The sequence below is a fragment of the Acetobacter sp. DsW_063 genome, from assembly GCF_002153745.1.
GTDB lineage: Bacteria > Pseudomonadota > Alphaproteobacteria > Acetobacterales > Acetobacteraceae > Acetobacter.
Genome location: NZ_JOPL01000012.1, coordinates 1 through 17,617, shown reverse-complemented (window position 1 = coordinate 17,617; position 17,617 = coordinate 1). Strand labels below are relative to the sequence as shown.

Annotated in this window: 16 protein-coding genes; 11 read left to right on the top strand and 5 right to left on the bottom strand. The window is 61.7% G+C overall.

Annotation, left to right across the window (positions count from 1 at the left end):
• Positions 1-44: 44 nt before the first annotated feature.
• Positions 45-944: a tRNA glutamyl-Q(34) synthetase GluQRS gene (gene gluQRS, locus HK28_RS02890; protein WP_086643118.1), complete on the bottom strand. Its 900-nt coding sequence runs from the start codon at positions 942-944 to the stop codon at positions 45-47.
• A gap of 159 nt (positions 945-1,103) precedes the next feature.
• On the opposite strand from gluQRS, the gene HK28_RS02885 reads away from it, so the two are divergent.
• Entirely contained in the window at positions 1,104-1,664 is a 561-nt protein-coding gene (locus HK28_RS02885; protein WP_026396630.1) for an HNH endonuclease, read from the top strand.
• Between the two features lie 279 nt (positions 1,665-1,943).
• Here HK28_RS02885 and HK28_RS02880 read toward each other — a convergent pair whose 3' ends face one another.
• The 3 genes from HK28_RS02880 to HK28_RS02870 all read right to left on the bottom strand — a co-directional run bounded on the left by HK28_RS02880 (position 1,944) and on the right by HK28_RS02870 (position 5,096).
• A complete protein-coding gene (locus HK28_RS02880) occupies positions 1,944-2,258 on the bottom strand; it encodes a hypothetical protein (RefSeq protein ID WP_369823579.1) in 315 nt (104 codons plus the stop codon).
• Between the two features lie 117 nt (positions 2,259-2,375).
• Positions 2,376-2,582, bottom strand: a complete 207-nt coding sequence (locus HK28_RS02875; protein WP_086643117.1) for a heavy-metal-associated domain-containing protein — start codon at positions 2,580-2,582, stop codon at positions 2,376-2,378.
• Between the two features lie 138 nt (positions 2,583-2,720).
• Positions 2,721-5,096: a heavy metal translocating P-type ATPase gene (locus HK28_RS02870; RefSeq protein ID WP_086643116.1), complete on the bottom strand. Its 2,376-nt coding sequence runs from the start codon at positions 5,094-5,096 to the stop codon at positions 2,721-2,723.
• On the opposite strand from HK28_RS02870, the gene HK28_RS14400 reads away from it, so the two are divergent.
• From HK28_RS14400 to HK28_RS02855, 4 genes are all read left to right on the top strand, one after another.
• On the top strand, positions 5,095-5,220 hold the full coding sequence (locus HK28_RS14400; RefSeq protein ID WP_255376449.1) for a hypothetical protein: 126 nt from the start codon (positions 5,095-5,097) through the stop codon (positions 5,218-5,220). The two genes, HK28_RS02870 and HK28_RS14400, sit on opposite strands and share 2 nt — an antisense overlap.
• 168 nt (positions 5,221-5,388) lie before the next feature.
• Entirely contained in the window at positions 5,389-5,985 is a 597-nt protein-coding gene (locus HK28_RS02865; RefSeq protein WP_143217297.1) for a TadE/TadG family type IV pilus assembly protein, read from the top strand.
• Entirely contained in the window at positions 5,982-6,518 is a 537-nt protein-coding gene (locus tag HK28_RS02860) for a TadE/TadG family type IV pilus assembly protein (protein ID WP_086643114.1), read from the top strand. Before HK28_RS02865 ends, HK28_RS02860 begins: the two co-directional genes overlap by 4 nt.
• A gap of 143 nt (positions 6,519-6,661) precedes the next feature.
• Entirely contained in the window at positions 6,662-7,063 is a 402-nt protein-coding gene (locus tag HK28_RS02855; protein WP_086643113.1) for a hypothetical protein, read from the top strand.
• A 144-nt stretch (positions 7,064-7,207) separates the two neighbouring features.
• Here HK28_RS02855 and HK28_RS02850 read toward each other — a convergent pair whose 3' ends face one another.
• The gene (locus HK28_RS02850; RefSeq protein WP_086643112.1) at positions 7,208-9,166 is read right to left on the bottom strand and encodes an OPT family oligopeptide transporter; all 1,959 of its coding nucleotides are present in this window, start codon (positions 9,164-9,166) and stop codon (positions 7,208-7,210) included.
• A 379-nt stretch (positions 9,167-9,545) separates the two neighbouring features.
• Here HK28_RS02850 and HK28_RS02845 point away from each other — a divergent pair, with 379 nt between their 5' ends.
• The 6 genes from HK28_RS02845 to HK28_RS13925 form a co-directional block, all read left to right on the top strand.
• Entirely contained in the window at positions 9,546-12,023 is a 2,478-nt protein-coding gene (locus tag HK28_RS02845) for a mechanosensitive ion channel domain-containing protein (RefSeq protein WP_233140308.1), read from the top strand.
• Between the two features lie 123 nt (positions 12,024-12,146).
• On the top strand, positions 12,147-12,968 hold the full coding sequence (locus tag HK28_RS02840) for an SDR family oxidoreductase (RefSeq protein WP_086643121.1): 822 nt from the start codon (positions 12,147-12,149) through the stop codon (positions 12,966-12,968).
• Positions 12,969-13,139: 171 nt separating this feature from the next.
• The gene (locus HK28_RS02835; protein WP_233140309.1) at positions 13,140-15,764 is read left to right on the top strand and encodes a pitrilysin family protein; all 2,625 of its coding nucleotides are present in this window, start codon (positions 13,140-13,142) and stop codon (positions 15,762-15,764) included.
• 123 nt (positions 15,765-15,887) lie between these two features.
• Positions 15,888-16,178 carry a hypothetical protein gene (locus tag HK28_RS02830; RefSeq protein ID WP_086643109.1) on the top strand — a complete coding sequence of 97 codons (291 nt, stop codon included), beginning with the start codon at positions 15,888-15,890 and terminating at the stop codon, positions 16,176-16,178.
• 147 nt (positions 16,179-16,325) lie between these two features.
• Complete coding sequence (locus HK28_RS02825; RefSeq protein ID WP_233140307.1) at positions 16,326-17,267, top strand: VOC family protein; 942 nt, start codon at positions 16,326-16,328, stop codon at positions 17,265-17,267.
• Positions 17,264-17,617: hypothetical protein (locus tag HK28_RS13925; protein WP_086643119.1), on the top strand; the 354-nt coding region annotated here is incomplete at its 3' end. The genes HK28_RS02825 and HK28_RS13925, both read left to right, overlap by 4 nt.

The window sequence follows — 17,617 nt, the reverse complement described above, 5'->3', positions numbered from 1 at the left end:
TCGCCGCATCCTTCATCTTCTATCTCAAAGAATGAGTCCTGAGCCTAAGGCTTGGCGAGCCTCGCCATCTTTATGAGCTCCTCCGGCGTCATGCCGCTTTCCCGCATGGCTCGGATCGAAAGAGCGCCGTCACGCTTCGCGAGCCGCTTTCCATCCTGATCGCATAGCAGCGGGTGGAACGCGTAAAGCGGCTCAGGCCATCCCATCAATGTTTGCAGGAGGCGGTGTACGTCCGTGGCGGAACGCAGGTCCTCCCCGCGCGTCACCAGCGTCACGCCCTGCGCCGCATCGTCGTGCGTGACGCAGAGATGGTAAGACGCGGGCGTGTCCCTGCGGGCCAGAATGACGTCGCCAAAAGCTTCCGGCTCGCATGCGCAGACGCCGCGCTTCAGATCGCGAAAGGTGAGGCGGCGGCGTGCCGCGCCGTAGGCGAGGGCGCAGGAGCGACGCATGTCCAGACGCAGGGCGTAGAGTTGGCCCGCGCCAATCCGCGCGGCGCGTTCGGTTGCGGACAGGTTCCGGCATGTTCCGGCGTAGAGCAGTCCCCCGTCTGGCGCAGTATGGGGCGCGGAAGCGGAGCTTTGGGCCTCCCGCGCGATGTCGGTGCGGGTGCAAAAGCAGGGATAGAGCAGATCTCGTTCCTGCAGGGTGTCCAATGTCGCACGATACTGGTCCATGCGCTGTGATTGGCGCATCGGCGCGTCCCGCCAGCGCAACCCGAGCCAGCCAAGGTCTTCCAAGGTCGCGGCGATAAACCGTTCCTGGCAACGTTGAGTGTCGATGTCCTCGATCCGCAACAGGAAGCGGCCGTCCGGTTCGGCGTATTCATGAGCGAACAGCGCGGCCGCGACGTGCCCCAGATGCAGTAATCCGGTGGGGCTTGGCGCGAAGCGGGTGGTCCAGCCGCCTGTCGGTGCGGTGAGGAAGGGAAAAACGCTTGCCATGAAATCGTCATAACCCGGAAATGCCCGGCTTTCTTGCCGATTGCGAAAACTTGCGCCTATAGTTCTTGCGAAGACCTCGACGACGCATCACCCTAGGCGTTCAGTTCCGAGTCCCGCCCTGGCGTTGCATGAGCCGTCTCCGAGAAAAGGACGCGCGCCTTGCCCGATGGCAGTATGCACTTTCCGTCTCTCGTCCTGAACGCAGATTTCAGGCCGTTGTCCTACTTTCCTCTGTCCTTGTGGTCCTGGCAGGATACGATCAAGGCGGTCTGTCTGGATCGCGTCGCTGTTCTCAGCGAGTATGACATGGAAGTTCGCTCTCCAAGCCGAAGCTTTCGGCTCCCGAGCGTAATCGCCCTGAAGGAATATGTGCCGACGGCGCGACGCCCGGCCTTTACGCGCTTCAACGTGTTTCTGCGCGACAATTTTTCGTGTCAGTACTGTCACGAGAGATTCCCGACCCACGAGCTGACGTTTGATCATGTCATTCCCAGATGCCGTGGCGGCCGAACGACGTGGGAGAACGTGGTTACGGCTTGCGGTACCTGCAATCTTCTCAAGGGTTCGCACATGCCCGCCGAAATCCGGATGTTTCCGCGCAGGCGTCCGTCCCAGCCGAGCACGTGGGAGTTGCAGGACAATGGTCGGGCGTTCCCGCCGAATTACCTGCACCAGAGCTGGCGGGATTATCTTTATTGGGATGTCGAACTGGAAAGTTGACGGTCCTCGGAAAAGAGCGACGGGCCGTCGGTGGGTAGGTAAACGACGGCGGATAATCCTTTTCCAGGCATGAACTGGCGTACGTCACGTCGGCCTTTTGCACGCTGTGGAGGATCGTGTTCGCGGAAGGTTTTTATCGCCTTGACCCCGCCATAGCCAGACGCAGCAACGCGTCTTTCCCCATAGGAGCAACGGGTTTGTTCGGTGGTGGAATCGCCGCGCGATCTGTGTTTCGGTTCATTCGCTTACGAATATCGACCTCTGTCGCGGGAGAGGCGCCTAACGCGTGTAGGTGTACCCGTATTCGGCGGCCTGCGCTTGCAGGTCTGGCGCGTCCTTCAGGTTAAGCGGAATCGGCTTGGCGTTCTTCGCTCCGAAAATCAGGTTTCCGTTGCTCATACGCTGACAGGTGTTTGCCGCGATCGGGAATGAAACACGGGATTCCCCGCTCATCTGCGCCCGCAGGCACGACACGTCGGTATCGTTGATGCGGCGGCCCATCTCCTTGGAGCAACCTGTGGAGAACAGCGCCAGCGCCGCGAGGGGCAGCAGGCGTGTGGTCCCGCGGCGCGCGGATTGTTTCGAATGGGGCATGGTCCGCGGGCTCCTCAAAGACGCTTGCTGGATGTTCACTTGTGCCACGCCCGGCGGCGTCTCTGAACCGGTCGGGTGGCAGGGCGGCTGCGTGCGCCCCGCATGGCGAACGGCGTCCTAGTTGACTTCGAATCCTGCGCCTTCGATGGCGGCGCGAAATGCATCGGGAGAGGTGAGCGAAGGATCGTAAACGACCGTGACCTGTCCCTGCTCAAGGGAGGGAGCAGCCTCGGTCACGCCTTCGATCGCGGAAAGTGCGCGCTTCACCGAGGACACGCACCCGTCGCACGTCATCCCCTGAACGAGAAGTGTATCTGTTTTCATGAATGGTTCTCCTCAAGCGCTGCCAGCGGGGGATCGTGCCGGGCGCGTGGCAAAGAGCCGGACGGCGCAGATGCGCCTCCGGAGCGGTTCGGTCCGAACTTCGCGCCCGATGGGCGGGATGTCCAGTCCGGGTCGGCTTCAGCGCGCGTCTGTGATCCGCGCTGGACGCCACCGGTTAAGCAACAATGCGTTGCCCACAACCGAAACGGAACTGAGGGCCATCGCCGCGCCCGATACGATCGGGTGCAGCACGCCGAATGCGGCCAGAGGCACGCCCAGCCCGTTGTAGATGCAGGCGAAAAACAGATTCTGCCGGATTTTGCGCGAGGTGGCGCGCGAGAGAGTGATTGCATCGGCGATGGCCGTAAGACGCGACCGCATCAGCACGATTGCAGCCGTCTCCAGCGCGACGTCGGTCCCGGCGCCCATCGCGACGCCGATGTCGGCGGAAGCGAGGGCGGGGGCGTCGTTGATGCCGTCGCCGACCATGCCGACAAGGCCGTTACTGCCTGCGCGTTCGATCTCGGCGTGTGCTTTTCGCACCTCGGCAACCTTGCCTTCCGGAAGAACTCCGGCGGCTATGTCGGCAAGTCCGACGCTCTCGGCGACGCGCCGCGCGGCAGTCGGCGAGTCACCCGTCACCATCACGGGTCTGACGCCAAGATGGCGTAGCAGTGCAATGGCGCTTGCGGCCTCGGGGCGTATTGCGTCGGCGACCGCGATCCAACCCAGTAAACGCCCATCCCGATCGACGCCGATTAGCGTCTCGCCAGAGGACTCGGCCTGCGCCGCTGCGTCGTCTGGCTTCACGTCAAGAAAACGCGCCGATCCAAGGCGCGCCGTCACGCCGTCGATTTGACCACTGACGCCATGTCCGGCGACAGCCTTGCCGGACGAAATGGCGGCGGGCGTTACACTGCGCCCCTCGGCGGCTTCCCGGACGGCCTTGGCCAGAGGGTGGGCTGAATCGGCCTCCAGCCCGGCGGCGAGAGCAAGCAGGGCGGCTTCATCGATGCCCGGCGCGGGGTACAGGCCGGTCACGACGGGATGGCCTTCGGTCAGCGTGCCGGTCTTGTCCAGCAGCAGAACGAAGATTCGCCCGGCTCGCTCAAGCGCTTCGGCCGAACGGAACAGCAGGCCGGCGGCGGCGCCGCGCCCTGCGCCGACCATGATCGCAGTCGGTGTGGCGAGGCCCAGCGCGCAGGGGCAGGCGATCACAAGCACGGCGACAGCGTTGACCAGAGCGGTCTGGAACGACCCCGTGACGGCCCAGCCGCCGCCGAGCGTAAGCGTCGCAATGAGAAGGATGACCGGCACGAAGATGGCTGCCACGCGATCGACCAGTCTCTCGATCGGCGCTTTCGAACCCTCGGCCTGATCGACCATGCGGGTGATGCGGGCCAGCGCCGTGTTCGCTCCAACGGCTGTGGCTCTGACCCTAAGCACGCCGTCGCCGTTCACGGATCCGCCGCGAACCGGCTCTCCGGGGCCGCGCATGACGGGGATGCTTTCGCCGGTCAGCATCGATTCATCGACGCCGGATTCACCGGAGATAATATCTCCGTCGGTCGGAAACGCTTCGCCGGGACGAACGACGAATACGTCGCCCACGGTTAACGACGCCGCAGGACGATCCTGCACGCCGCTCCCGGTTTCGACATGTGCGGTCGCGGGCTGGAGACGTGCGAGGCGAGCGACGCCGGACGCGGCGTGATCCCGCGCGCTCGCCTCCATCAATCGACCGGCCGTCACCAGCGTGAGCACGGTGGCTCCAGATTCGAACCACACCGGCGCGTCCAGCCCGAACACAGTGACAACCGCGCTGGCGAACCATGCGATGGTCGTGCCGAGAGCGACCAAAACGTCCATGTTCGCCCCGCCGCCACGCAAAGCGGCCCATGCGCCGCGGTAGAATTTAAGGCCGAGCACGCCTTGCGCGATTGTGGCAAGAAGCAGGGAAAGCCATCTGGAAGGCATCACGCCGAGCGCAGGGATCATGCCGACCAGCAGCGGCAGCGTCGTCGCAACGCCGACCGCCAGTTCGGTCCAGAGCTTGCGCCGTGCGCGCATCCGCCGCTCTTCTCTTGCGGAATCATCGGCGCCCGCGAGGGTCGCGCTGAACCCCGCCTGCCCGATGGCGGCAATCAGGGCATCGGGTGTGGCGAGGCCGGGGGTGAAGTCGACCTCGGCCTTGTTGGCCGCAAAATTGACGGAGGCGGTGACGCCGGGAATCCGGTCCAGCACTTTCGTGACGCGGGTCGCGCAGGCGGCGCACGTCATGCCTTCTATGGCGAGCGACGCGTGTTCCTTCGGCGCCGTGAACCCGGCCTTTTCGATGGCGCCAACGATATCTGTGACAGGAGCGTGTTGCGCCGCGAGATCCACGGACGCGCGAGCTGAGGCGAAGTTGACGCGGGCAGTCACGCCGGGAAGCCGGTTGAGCACTTTTTCGACTCTGGTTGCGCAAGCGGCGCAGGTCATGCCCTCAATCGGAACGGACAAGGATTCGGACATGACGATCTCCGAAGAGGTGCTGGCGTCGCGGCGCATGGGCGGGCGGGGGACAGCCGGAAAAGCGGGCGATATTGGACGCCCGGGTATGGCGTGCGCCCAACATAAGGTTATCGCGGCGGCGTGATGCAAGACGCGGAGGGCGATAACACAGCGTTAATACAGGGCTGTCAGGGTCTTGAAACCAGACGCCGTCCGTTGGTTGACAGGCGTTGAACGCTACGACGCATGAGCCGAGGTCAGGCGTCCGTTTCGCCATGACGATTCCCCCTCGGCGCCGCCATAGTTGGAGCCTGTGATCAACACCGTCAGATATTTCCGGTCGTTAGTTGGCGCGCTGACGCTGCAGGTTCCAAGGCGACCTGGGTTCGAGGCCGTCAGGCCTCCGGCGTTTCTGGCTGATCGCAGCGGGGCCGCGGCGGTAGAGTTCGCTATGGTCGCCCTGCCGTTTCTGACCTTGATTGTAGCCACGGTCGTCGTCAGCTTCATCTATCTTGCGCAGGCGTCCCTCGACGCCGTGGCGGAGGGGGCTTCGCGGCTTATCCTGACCGGGCAGGCGCCAGCCTCCGGGCAGGGCTCGGCTTTCAAAAGTCTCGCTTGCGGGATGCTGCCTTCCTACATGACCTGCGGCAATCTTCTGGTGAATGTGCAGGCCGTCGCAAACTACTCTGATATCGACGCCGCAGCGCCAAGCATTACGTTCAGCACATCTGGGCAGGTGTCGAACTCCTGGGCCTATGATCCCGGCGCGCCAGGCGGAATCGTCGTGCTTCAGCTCATGTATATGCTGCCGGTGATCAGCGGCATGGACGGGTTTTCACCTGCGAATATGCCCAACGGAACAAAGCTTCTCGTCTCCACTGTAGTGATCAAGGTGGAGCCGTCGTCGTGACGTGGCGTCAACTTCTCGTTGCGTTTGGCTCTGCGCGCGAAGGTGTTGCAGCGATCGAGTTTGCGCTGGCTGCGCCCGTGCTCATTCTTCTTATGGTAGGGGCTTACGAGCTTGAGGACGCGCTGACCGTCTCTCGCAAGGTTACGACCGTCGCACATACGATCGCGAATCTTGCGACTCAATACACGTCGATGAGCGACAGTGACGCCAATCTGGTTCTACAGGCGTCAGAACTTGTGTTGCAGCCCTATCCGGTGGCGACGGCGCAACTGGTTGTGTCTGAGGTCAACGTCAGCGCATCCGGCGATGCGACGATCGTATGGAGCAAGGGGCTGAACGCGACGCCGCGTGCGACCGGATCTTCGGTGACTTTGCCAAGCGGAACGTCGACGACGACAAGCGCCGTCATTCTGGGTGAAGTGACCTACACCTACACGCCGCCGCTCGCGAATTCGGTCATACCGGCTCTGACTATGTATCAAAGCCTGTATATGGCTCCGCGTCAGTCATCGACGATTCCACTGTCCGATTGACGCCGCCGCGGCGCAAAGAATCTGGAAGGGCGGGGTTTTTGTGAACCGATGACCGTAATCGGGGAAAACAGATACTGAGGTTCGCTTAAGAGAGGACCGTTTCAGTTTTGAAATAGGGAACAGCGCCTTACTATCGTGCAGTGATGAATGACCTGCCTTATACCCACCTCAAGAAAAGTCTCCTTGGGCAGTTGCCCGTCCCGGTCTGGCCTCATGGAACACGGTTACAACCGTTCGAGGCGGAGAAGCACAGTAGGTCCGTACATGCTCTTTTGGTGGAAGCCTACAAAAACGGTGGAGGCAGTGTCGGAGACTTTGATTGCTGGTGGACTGCTTTACGCAATGATCCCGAGTATGACCCGGCCGTTTTCTTTCTAGCTGCGGATGCGCGAGGAGAAATTATCGGGGTCGCCCATTGCTGGACATCTTCGTTTTTAAAAAACCCGGTGGTGGTGGGCGAGTGGCGCCGAAGAGGTCTTGGCGAGCGCTCTTTCTTCACGTTGGCAACGTTTTTCATGATCGAGGCGCCGCAGAGTCCGCTCTGAAGGTTGAGGACAGCAACCTTTCGGGAGCTGTCCAACTGTATCAGCGATTGGGAATGTCAAAGGTCGATCAAGACTGATTGGTTATTCAGATCAGAGCTTTTTGTGCGCCGTTTACCCGGCGGACGTCATCCCCAACGCGGGCGTTCAGGCGGCTTCCTGCGAAATGGAATCTTCCCGGTGTACCCGGCGAACAAACCAGATGCAGACGCCTACGAACGCGACGACGCCGATAATCGTGCCCCATTGGGCGAAGCCCGGCCCGACGATCGCCAGCACGTCGTCTCGACCCGTGGCGCCGGAGACAGCGGCCATAGCCACGCCTACCAGGCTTTCACCGACGATCAGGCCGGAGGCGAGCATCGTCCCGGCTCCAGCTTCCTTGTCCGCGCTCGCGCCACGTCGTTTCAGCAACCATCCCAGAAAGGCTCCGACAGCGAGTGTCGTGGAGACCGAAGGTGGCAGGTAGAGCCCGATGCCGACGGCAAGCGGGGGCAGGGACAGTTTTTTTCGACGTAGAAGGCGGTCGATAATCACCAGCACGGCGCCGACGACAAGCCCCGTCAGGATCATGCTCCAGTCCAGATTACGCTCGAAAATGCCGGACGAGATCATCGCGATTATCGCCGGTTGCGGCGCCGCCAGAGCGCGGGACGGATCCATGCCGGGACGCGGCATCGCACCAGCGAAACCGTAGGCCTGATAGAGAAGGTTGAGGATGGGCGGGATGACCAGCGCCCCGATCACGCATCCGATGAGTAGTGCTGCTTCCTGCTTCCACGGAGATGCGCCGACCAGTTGCCCGGTCTTGAGATCCTGAAGGTTGTCGTTGGAGATCGCAGCCGACGCCACGATCGCCGAAAGCACGGCGATGGCGAATGCGATAGCGACGTGGTGGTGGTTCTCCGAAAAAACCGCGGGTGTCAGGCCCATGGCCTCAAGAAGAAGAAATATGGAGGAGATCAACACGGTGGCGATGATCACGATGCCGGAGATAGGAGAAGACGACGACCCTACCAGTCCGGCCATGTAACCGCAGGTCGCGGCGGTCAGAAAGCCGAAGATGATCATGAATCCGGTGCCGACGATGACCGGCAACACGACGGAATGCGTCGATGGCGCAAGAAACGCAGTCAGCGACGCGGCGAGAACAACGGTGATCCCGGCGCCGATAATGGCGATGGCGCGGGGGGACAGGTCGCGTTCGTCCGGATGCGCGCCGACCTTTGACGCCAGAGCGTCTCGCACGCCCCTCAGGACCGGCCCGGCGAGTTCCGCAAGCGTGCAGACTGACGCCAGTGCGATTGCTCCGGCGCCGATGAAGCGCACCTTGTGGACCCACACGGAGGTAGCGAACGCCGCTGGAGCGAGATGATCGAGATTGGGCGTGTATGCGGTCAGGAGAGGCGTTGCGACCAGCCACGACAATACATATCCGACCAGCATGGCGACGCCGCCGGCGATGCCGACGAGATACCCGGCGCCGAGCAGCGCCAGAGAAAAACCGGTGGAAAGCTTGAAGACAGACGATCCCAGGCTAAAAACAGCCGTTGCTCCGTCGGAGATAAGCCTCAGCCCGCCGCTGGCGAAGGAGAAGACGCCGGACGCCACGGCGCCGCTGATCAACATGGACAGGCTTCGTGCGTTGGCGCGCGCCCCATCGGCGGCGGAGCCGACGCGCAGGATTTCGGCGGCGGCGACGCCTTCCGGGTAGGGAAGCGGGCTTTCGTTCACCAGCGCTCGACGAAGGGGAATGGTGAAGAGCACCCCGGTCATGCCGCCAGCGGCAGTCAATCCGAATGTTTCAAGATATGGAAAATGGGCCCAGAAACCGAGCAGAATAAGAGCCGGGAAGGAGGCGAAGACGGTGGCTATGGCCACAGCCGCCGACGCCTGACTCTGCACCATATTGTTTTCGAGGATCGTTCCGCCGCCGAGCACACGGAGCACAGCCATCGATATGACGGCCGCCGGGATCGACGAGGAAAAGGTGAGCCCGATCCGAAGCCCCAGATAGGTGTTCGACGCCGTGAAAACAACGGTGATCAGGGCGCCGATAACAAGGCCGCGAAACGTCATCTCGCGGGTTGGGGAAGATCGATCCATAAAGTCGTCCTGCAGGCGGCCCTGCCTCCTTGCGGATGGGCCACGGGGTTGGGTCGGGCTGTCACGCCAGACTGTATATTGTGCGCCGAAGTCGATCCGGTCGCGTTATGCGCGTGGGATGCGCAGGGATGCAGCTATGATGGCCGATGTCGGAGGCCATGAAAATGACCCGCTTCTGTTTAGAAGTGGCTTGCGCTCCGGATCGAGCCGGAAATAGCCATGTTGGGCTGATCGTGTCGGATGGAGGCTCTGCGTTGCCTCGACAGAATTCTGCCGGAGGAGACGGCTCCCAAAGACCGGGTGGTCGTCCGCCCGGCGGTCTGTGGCGACCGAGGGAGGTTTTTCAGGAAAGCCTATGTTATTGAAAGAAAAATGCTTCTTGCGCAGGCGATTCGTCTCGGCGGCGCTTCTGACCGTGGCTTTCGCTGTTTGCCCTCCGACGGCGCGGGCGCAGCAGAATCTGGGTGCGTCTGCCTCGGCGGCGGAGGCCGCTTCGAGTGAGCCCGGCCCGGCGACCGGCCGTCTGACGCCGGGCGCGGATTCGCTGATTGCAGCGCCATCTGCGGTCGTTTCCGACGCTGATCTGAACGCTCTTGAGGCCTCGATCGAGCAGATTTTCAGGACGCGGGTGGACTCCCACGCAATGCGTGGGGCGGCGGAGGTCGCGGATCTTGGCCGCCGCGCTGACAAGGCCGAAACCAGCGCGAACGCCATGGTCGCGCGGCTGGAGCCTTACGAAAAGATCTATCAGAGTTTTCTGGCGCTTCTCGGTCCCGCGCCGGGCAAGGGAGAGACCGACGCCTCTCCGGCGATCACCGCCCAACGGGACAGGCTTCTGAAAGGACGGGGCGACCTTTCCGGTCGATTGATGCGCGCGCGGCTGTATGCACTTGAGGCGCATCAACTTGTAGTCGCTTTGGGTCAGCGCACTGATGCGGCGCAGCAGGCGTTGTTGACGCAGCGTTTTCAGTCTCCGCTCGGTGCAGGCTTCTGGGGGCGGCTGCGGGGCGAGTTTTCCGCCGACACCGGGCGGGCGCTGCAATTGTCCAACGAGATTGGCGAAAGCCTTGTGGACGCTACCAAAAGAGGCCGTCTGACCTTTTTTCTCGTGGGGATCGTGGCTGCCGCACCTCTGCTGTGCGCTCCGTTCGCGCTCGCGCGGCAAATACGACGCGCTGCGGCCCGGATGTTGCGCGACGGAAAGGACAGACGTCTTGCCTCGGCGTTGATGCTGATGCTCGTGTCACTTGCCTGCGCCATGGCGGCGTGCGGCGTCTTCTGGCTCGGGCTGACGGGGGGGGGCGACCTCGACGGCACGGATCTCGGTTCTTTCGCGGATATGGTCGGCGCCCAATTGCCTATGGCGGCGGCGTTGCTTGGGGTCGCGGCCGCCATCCTCTCTCCACGACAGACAGAATGGCGGATCGCGCCGCTGAATGACGAGGCTGCGCGAGCTCTCGTGCCGCTGGCGATCTGGTTCGCGACGTTACCCGTGCTCAAGGGCGTCTTGCGGTATGTCGATCTCGCCAGCGGCTTGGGTTCTCTGGGCGTGCAGGTTCTGGACGCCATCTTCGTCTTCGTTGCGGCTCCGCTGCTCGTCATGATTCCTCGGGCGATTGTCCGCAGCCTGCCCGGTGAGGACGGTCAGGACCCGGATGAGGCGCCCGGAACGCTGATCGAGTTGAGGACCGCCAGCATCGGGCGGCTTGTTCGTACGTTGGCTACTGTTGTGGCGGTATTCTGTTTTCTGGCCGTTGCCTGCGGTTATATCCCGCTCGCGTACACGACGGTGTCCTGGTTGTGTTCAATGGCGGCGGCCCTCACCGTTCTTGGGCTGATTTTCATGCTGACGCAGAATCTTGGCGAGACGGTGTTTGTTTCGTCTTCATCCTTCGGGTGGAGGCTGACGCGGCTGGGCGTCCCGCATCGGGTCATTGATCTGGGCAGTGTGCTGGCGACCGGCCTGATCAGCGTCTTTCTTGCGTTCGTCGCAGTCGCGGTGGCGCAGTCCGACGGAAACTTCGACCTCCAGCAGACCACAGTGAACGTAGGGAAGCTTGTGATCGGGCCGAACATCGGCGGCGTCACATTCTCTTTCGACACCGTGCTGATCTGTCTCGTAGCGCCGGTGGCCGGGCACTACGTCATCAAGGCGTTTCAGGTGTGGCTGCGGACGAAGCTCTTCCCGAGAACGCGCCTCGATCTTGGTGCGCAGACGTCCATCGTCAGCATCTTTACCTACACGGCTTGGATTCTTGTGGGATTGTCAGTGCTGTCGTCGATCGGCATCACGGTGAAGAGCATGACTTGGGTGGTCAGCGCGCTTTCGGTGGGCATCGGCTTCGGTCTGCAATCGATCGTGCAGAACTTTGTGTCCGGCATCATACTTCTGGCCGAACGTCCGGTGACGATTGGCGATCTGGTGGAGATTGGTGGCTCTGTGGGCGACATCAAGCGGATCAGCGTGCGTTCGACGGATATCGGACTTGCGGACGGGTCGACGATGATCGTGCCGAATTCACAATTCATCACTTCCGCCGTGCGCAACGCCACGCTTGGTCACCCGACGGGCTCCCTTTCGGTGGCTGTGGACCTTCCTTTGGGTACGGATCTGGTCAAGGCGATAGGCGTCATGTCGGCCGCTCTGGCAGGGGTGCCCGATCTGCTGAAAACACCGGCCCCCACCGTTTCGGTGTCCAGCATCTCTGGCAAAACCGTGACATTGAGCGCGTCGGGTCGGACGCAGTCGCCGAGAAACGTCGGCGCAGTTTCGAATGACGCGCGTCTCGCGATGTGGAAAGAACTGCATGCAAACGGGGTCGTCGCCTCCATTCCTTCCTCCGCTTCGGAAGGTTGACGAAATTTCATGGGGCTGTATCGCGTTGCACGATACCGCGATGACCTTCTTGGTCGTAAACACTCCGGGGTAGGGCGGGTTTGCGGCGCCGGATGACCGCAGGGCGCGAGCAGGGATATGGATATGGCCACGGCCCGGGGGGACGGAACAAGCGAAAGGCCATTGGCCGTTGTTACGGGCGGGTCTGGTGGAATCGGCGCCGTAATCGCTTCGCGTCTGACGGATGAGGGCTATGACGTCGTCGTTGTGTCTCGCCGTTCACCTCCCGCGTTTGTCCGTGATGGCGTTTCGCATATGCCGTGCGATCTTACGGACACGGCGCAGATTACGTCTGTTGCGGAGAAACTTGTCGCCGCGGGCAAGAGCGTCCACGTCCTGATCCATTGTGCGGGGGTCATCACGCCGGCCACAGTCGATGCACTGCGGCAGGATGACATTGAACGGCAGATATCGGTCAATCTTGTGGCCCCTATATTGCTCACCTCGCGGTTGATGGCGTCGATTCCGTGTGGCGGCCATGTCGTGTTCATCAATTCGATGGCGGCGGTCATGCCGCTTGCGGGAAGCGCCGTGTACGCCGCGACCAAGGCGGGTTTGCGCAGCTTCGCGCTCTCCCTGTCTTTGGAAGCGCGACGTAGAAAAATCGCCGTGTCGTCGATCTTCCCGGGCGCTGTCGATACGACCATGCTGCGGGACGAAATGGCGGGTGGGGGATCTGTGCTGAATTACGTCAGCGCGCCAGCTCGTCCGGAACAAATCGCCGCGACGGTCATGGAAACGCTGAGGCGCCCCGGCGGAGAGCGGTTCAGGCCCGCTCTGGACGGGTTGTTCGGAAAACTCTGCATGCTTGCGCCGGGCCTGCTACGCCTTTCTCTGCCGTTGCTGACCTATCTTGGGGGACGTGGCGCACGTCGCAACTGCCCGACCGCCCGCGCGCCAAGGTGACAGCGCGGCCGTGAGGCTGCATGATCCCCGCCGCTACAGGTAGAGGGATTAGCTCACGTCATGACCTTTCGCTTTTCGCACGCGGTTCGTCCCTTGTTGCGCGCAGCGCTGCTGTCCGGTGCAGCCCTTGTTGGACAGGGCGCCGTCTGCGCCGTGGCGACCAGCCCTCTTATGGCGGGCGCAGCACAGGCGGCGCCTCTCGCCACCAGCGCGGACCGGGCGTTGCAGGCGACGTTGCCGAACGGATTGCGCGTCGTCATCGTGCCGGATCGTCTGGCCCCCGTCGTCACGACGGAGCTGAACTATCTGGTCGGCTCTGCCGAAGCGCCGGACGGTTTTCCCGGCACGGCGCACGCCCTTGAGCACATGATGTTTCGCGGCTCGGACGGACTCGACAAGGATCAGCTCGCGGCGCTGGGCGCGCGTCTGGGCGGCAGCTACAACGCTGACACGACCGAGGACGTGACCCAGTATTTCTACACGGCCCCCGCCGAGGATCTGGACGTCACGTTGCGCATCGAGGCGCTGCGTATGAACGGTCTGACTCTCTCGCAGGCGGACTGGGACAAGGAGCGCGGCGCGATCGAGCAAGAGGTTTCGCGGGATCTTTCAAGTCCGGCTTACCGCTATATCTCGCAGCTTCAGTCCATTCTTTTCCAGGACACGCCCTATGCGCATGATGCATTGGGAACGCGGCCGTCTTTCGACAAGACCGACGCGAAGCTTCTTCGTGATTTCTACGAGAAATGGTATGCGCCGAACAACGCGATTCTTGTGATCGCGGGCGATGTCGATCCGCAGGCGACTCTGGAGAAGGTCAAATCGATCTTCGGCGCCATTCCGCGCAAAACGCTGCCGGAGCGCAAACCGGTTTCTCCCGCGCCAGCGCCCGCTCGCACCCTGTCGTTTCCTACGGACTACCCGATCGGCTTCGCCACCATAGCGTTTCCGATCCCTGGTCTGACGGCGAAAGAATTCGCCGCCGCCGATATTCTGTCCGACGTGCTGGCGAGCCAGCGTGGCGCGCTTTATCAGCTTGGCCCGACCGGAAAGGCGCTGTTCGCCAGTTTTGAATTCGCTCCGAAAAAGCGGGCAGGTTTCGGACTGGCGCTCGCAGGATTCCCCAAAGGCGGAGATTCCAGCAAGGCGCTCGGTTACATGCGCGACGTTCTGGCGGATATCCGTCAGAACGGCGTTCCCGCCGATCTGGTCGAGGCCGCCAAGCGCAAGGAGATTGCGCAGCTTGGCTTTACCGCCAACTCTGTCAGCGGTCTGGCCGAAAGCTGGTCGCAGGCGCTGGCCTTCAAGGGGTTGTCCGCACCGGACGACATGATCGCCGCCTATAACGCGGTGACGCCGGAGGCGGTCAACGCACTGGCGCAGAAGCTTCTCGACCCCGCGCGGGCTGTGACGGCGATCCTGACGCCCGAAAACTCCGGCAAGCCGGTCGCAGGCGGCGGATTCGGCGGGGCGGAGTCCTTCGCCTCTGCTCCCGACAAGCCGGTGAAGCTGCCGGACTGGGCGGAAGCCGCGCTAAAGAAGCTTGACGTGCCGCCGCCCGCGCTCGCCCCGGTCGTGTCCACGTTGCCAAATGGTCTGACCCTGATCGTACATCCGGCGCATGTCAGCCAGACGGTTGAGGTCAACGGAATGGTGCGCGGCAACTCTGATCTTCAGGAGCCGAAGGGCAAGGAAGGCGTCGCGGATATCACTGAAACGTTGTTCAGCTATGGCACTACAAGCCATGACCGTCTGGCCTTCCGCAAGGCGCTCGACGAAGTGCCTGCGTGGGAAAGCGCAGGCGCGGGATTCTCTCTGCGCGTGCCGTCTTCGAAGTTCGCGGAAGGTATGGCGCTGCTCGCCGAAAACGAACTGCACCCGGCGTTCCCGGAACAATACTTCCAGATCGTGCGCCAGCAGACAGCGCAGGAGCAGGAAGGACAGCTTCAGTCGCCGGGATATCTGTTCGATCGCGCCGTGGAAGCCGCGATCTCGCCGCCGCATGATCCGACCCTGCGGCAAGCCACGCCGCAGACGATTATGGCGCTAAAACTTGATGACGTGCGTGCGTATTATCAAGCCGCGTGGCGTCCGGACCTGACGACCATCGTCGTCACAGGCGACGTGACGCCGGAGCAGGCGCGCGAAGTCGTGGAAAAGACGTTCGGCGGCTGGACGGCGGAAGGGCCGAAACCGCAGGTCGATCTGCCGACGCGCCCCGACAGCAAGACCTCCCGCGCCAACGTGCCGGACAAGAGCAACGTTCAGGATACGGTGATCCTGCCGGAGAGTCTGGGGCTTACCGCCGCGAACCCCGATCATTTCTTCCTGACGCTTGGGAACGAGGTTCTGGGCGGCGGGTTCTCGTCGCGCCTGTATCGCGACCTGCGTGTGAAAACCGGATATGTCTATTCGGTGAGCAGCAGTTTTGAATGGGGCCGCACGCGCGGCGCCTACTCCGTGTCTTATGGCGCGGACCCGGACAAGGTCGGCCCAGCCCGTGAGGCCGCGATGCGTGACATCAAGGCGATGCAGACGGCGCCCGTGACGGACGATGAACTGGTTCTGGCGAAATCCGCCCTTCTGCGCAGCCTGCCACTGGCGCGTGCAAGTCTTGGCGCCATCGCCGGAGAGTATCTGCATCTGACGCAACTCGGTCTGCCATTGAACACGCCCGATATCGCAGCACGTAAGTATTACGATGCGACGGCGGCGGATGTGCAGGCGGCGTTCAGGAAGTGGGTGCGTCCGGCCGATCTGGCGGAGATTGTTAAGGGTCCCTCGCCGCATTGGTGAGGGGATTTTTGAGCGCGTGTGTATTAATGGCATCTTTTTTTCGTAATATAAGTTATATGATCACAAAGTAAAACAAATAAATAAGAGTGAGCGTAGCGAGCCACTCTTTAAGGAGGAACTCAGATGCGGCAGTTACGTGAGGCAACTCCTTACATCCCGATATCTGAAGATGAAGGGAAGAAAATTTCTAATTTTTTGTGGGAAAATCATGAAATTTTATTATTCACTTATGTGGGTTTGAAAAATGAATATAATCCAGACAATGAGAGCGATGAACAAAAGCAATTAGCTGTGGATATATTGAACATAGAAGTTCAGGTGGGGATACGTGTAGCTGAATTTATGAAGAGTGCAGGGAGCGAGGAGCGTAGAAGAAATAGAGATCTTGGTAGAAATATACTAAAATTCTTGTAATATATGCCTTGGTAAGTGTGCTGGTGGTTCAAAAGGCGGCGCGTTTATAACACAGGGGATTCTATTTGAAACTTATGATATGAGCAAGTTAGCGTGTAGGCGTATTGTGCGCGTTGTCCAGTTGTTTGCGAAGTAGGAGCGTTTGCAGTGCCTGTTTTTTTTCGAAACCCATCCCATGCGTCGCAGACGTTTAACTGGCGACGGTTGGTATTGTCTCTGCCTGTTGGTGTAACGTTGTGTCTGTCTGGCGGCGCATACGCTGCAGACAGTTTCCTGCCGTTGGCGGTCCCCGCGACGAACAAGGCGATGCCCGGAAAGTTCGTATATGCACAGTTGACCACGCCTGACATTGCGCAGGCTGAGCACTTTTACGGGCAACTTCTGGGGTGGACGTTCAAGGAGTCGTCGGTTTCATTCGGGCGTTACGTGCAGGCGACGGTGAACGGTAAAAGCGTTGCTGGACTGGTCGAGCGTCCCTTGGATGGGCGACACGCTCCCTTGTGGCTTCCCTTTATTTCGACTGCAAGCGTCGATCAGTTGGTGGGAACCGCGAAAACATGGGGCGGGTCGATCATGTTCTCCCCCCATGACATTCCCGGTATTGGTCGCGAAGCGATTATCTCCGACGCGCAGGGAGGGTTGTTCGCAGCCGTGCAATCCAGCAGCGGCGACCTGGAAGATTCTGACGCCCCCGCCGTTCAGGGGCAGTGGATATGGAATGCGTTGCTGACTCGCGCGCCCAGAGACGCCACGGGCTTCTATCAGAAGCTTTTTTCATACGAGGTTCGGACGCAAGATGAGTCGCAAGGCCCTCTGCGTTACATACTTTCCTCACAAGCTTCGGCGCGCGCTACCGTTAACCCGTTGCCGCCACGTCTGAACTCCGACGCTCCTGCGCGCTGGCTCAGCTTCATCGATGTCGACAACGTGGCTGAGAGCGCGAAAAAGGCCGTAGAGCTTGGCGGCAGCGTGATCAGCGAACCGCATCTCGACCATAATAACAGCATGATCGCCATTCTGGCCGATCCCGCGGGCGCTGTGTTCGGCGTTATGGAAGCCCAGGCCTCTGTGGACGGAGAAGCAAAATGAGCGTGTTGACTGGTAGAAAGATCAAACTGGTCGCCGCCCTTGGGCTGGTTGGGATGCTCTCTGGATGCGTCGGGGTCGGTTACGATGATTTCGGTGGCGGATATTATGGCGGCGGCTGGGGAGGCGGCGGCTGGGGAGGCGGTTGGGGACCGGGCTACGGCGTCGGTCCATATCGGGGTGGCGGCCCTCGTGGGTTTGGTGGCCACCCCGGTGGTGGTGGTGGCCGAGGCGGGCCGGGCGGTGGGTTTGGCGGCGGCGGACATGGTGGCGGCCCCGGCGGTGGCGGGCATGGCGGTGGTCTCGGCGGTGGCGGTGGCCACGGAGGCGGTCCAGGTGGTGGTGGACATGGC

What these genes read in the sequence shown, in the direction of transcription:
- HK28_RS02855 (WP_086643113.1), top strand. Translation starts at nt 6,662, where the DNA reads ATGAATGACCTGCCTTATACCCACCTCAAGAAAAGTCTCCTTGGGCAG.
- HK28_RS02875 (WP_086643117.1), bottom strand. Translation starts at nt 2,582, where the DNA reads ATGAAAACAGATACACTTCTCGTTCAGGGGATGACGTGCGACGGGTGC.
- HK28_RS14400 (WP_255376449.1), top strand. Translation starts at nt 5,095, where the DNA reads ATGACGATCTCCGAAGAGGTGCTGGCGTCGCGGCGCATGGGCGGGCGG.
- HK28_RS02835 (WP_233140309.1), top strand. Translation starts at nt 13,140, where the DNA reads ATGGCGGGCGCAGCACAGGCGGCGCCTCTCGCCACCAGCGCGGACCGG.
- HK28_RS02850 (WP_086643112.1), bottom strand. Translation starts at nt 9,166, where the DNA reads ATGGATCGATCTTCCCCAACCCGCGAGATGACGTTTCGCGGCCTTGTT.
- HK28_RS02840 (WP_086643121.1), top strand. Translation starts at nt 12,147, where the DNA reads ATGGCCACGGCCCGGGGGGACGGAACAAGCGAAAGGCCATTGGCCGTT.
- HK28_RS02830 (WP_086643109.1), top strand. Translation starts at nt 15,888, where the DNA reads ATGCGGCAGTTACGTGAGGCAACTCCTTACATCCCGATATCTGAAGAT.
- HK28_RS02870 (WP_086643116.1), bottom strand. Translation starts at nt 5,096, where the DNA reads ATGTCCGAATCCTTGTCCGTTCCGATTGAGGGCATGACCTGCGCCGCT.
- gluQRS (WP_086643118.1), bottom strand. Translation starts at nt 944, where the DNA reads ATGGCAAGCGTTTTTCCCTTCCTCACCGCACCGACAGGCGGCTGGACC.
- HK28_RS02880 (WP_369823579.1), bottom strand. Translation starts at nt 2,258, where the DNA reads ATGCCCCATTCGAAACAATCCGCGCGCCGCGGGACCACACGCCTGCTG.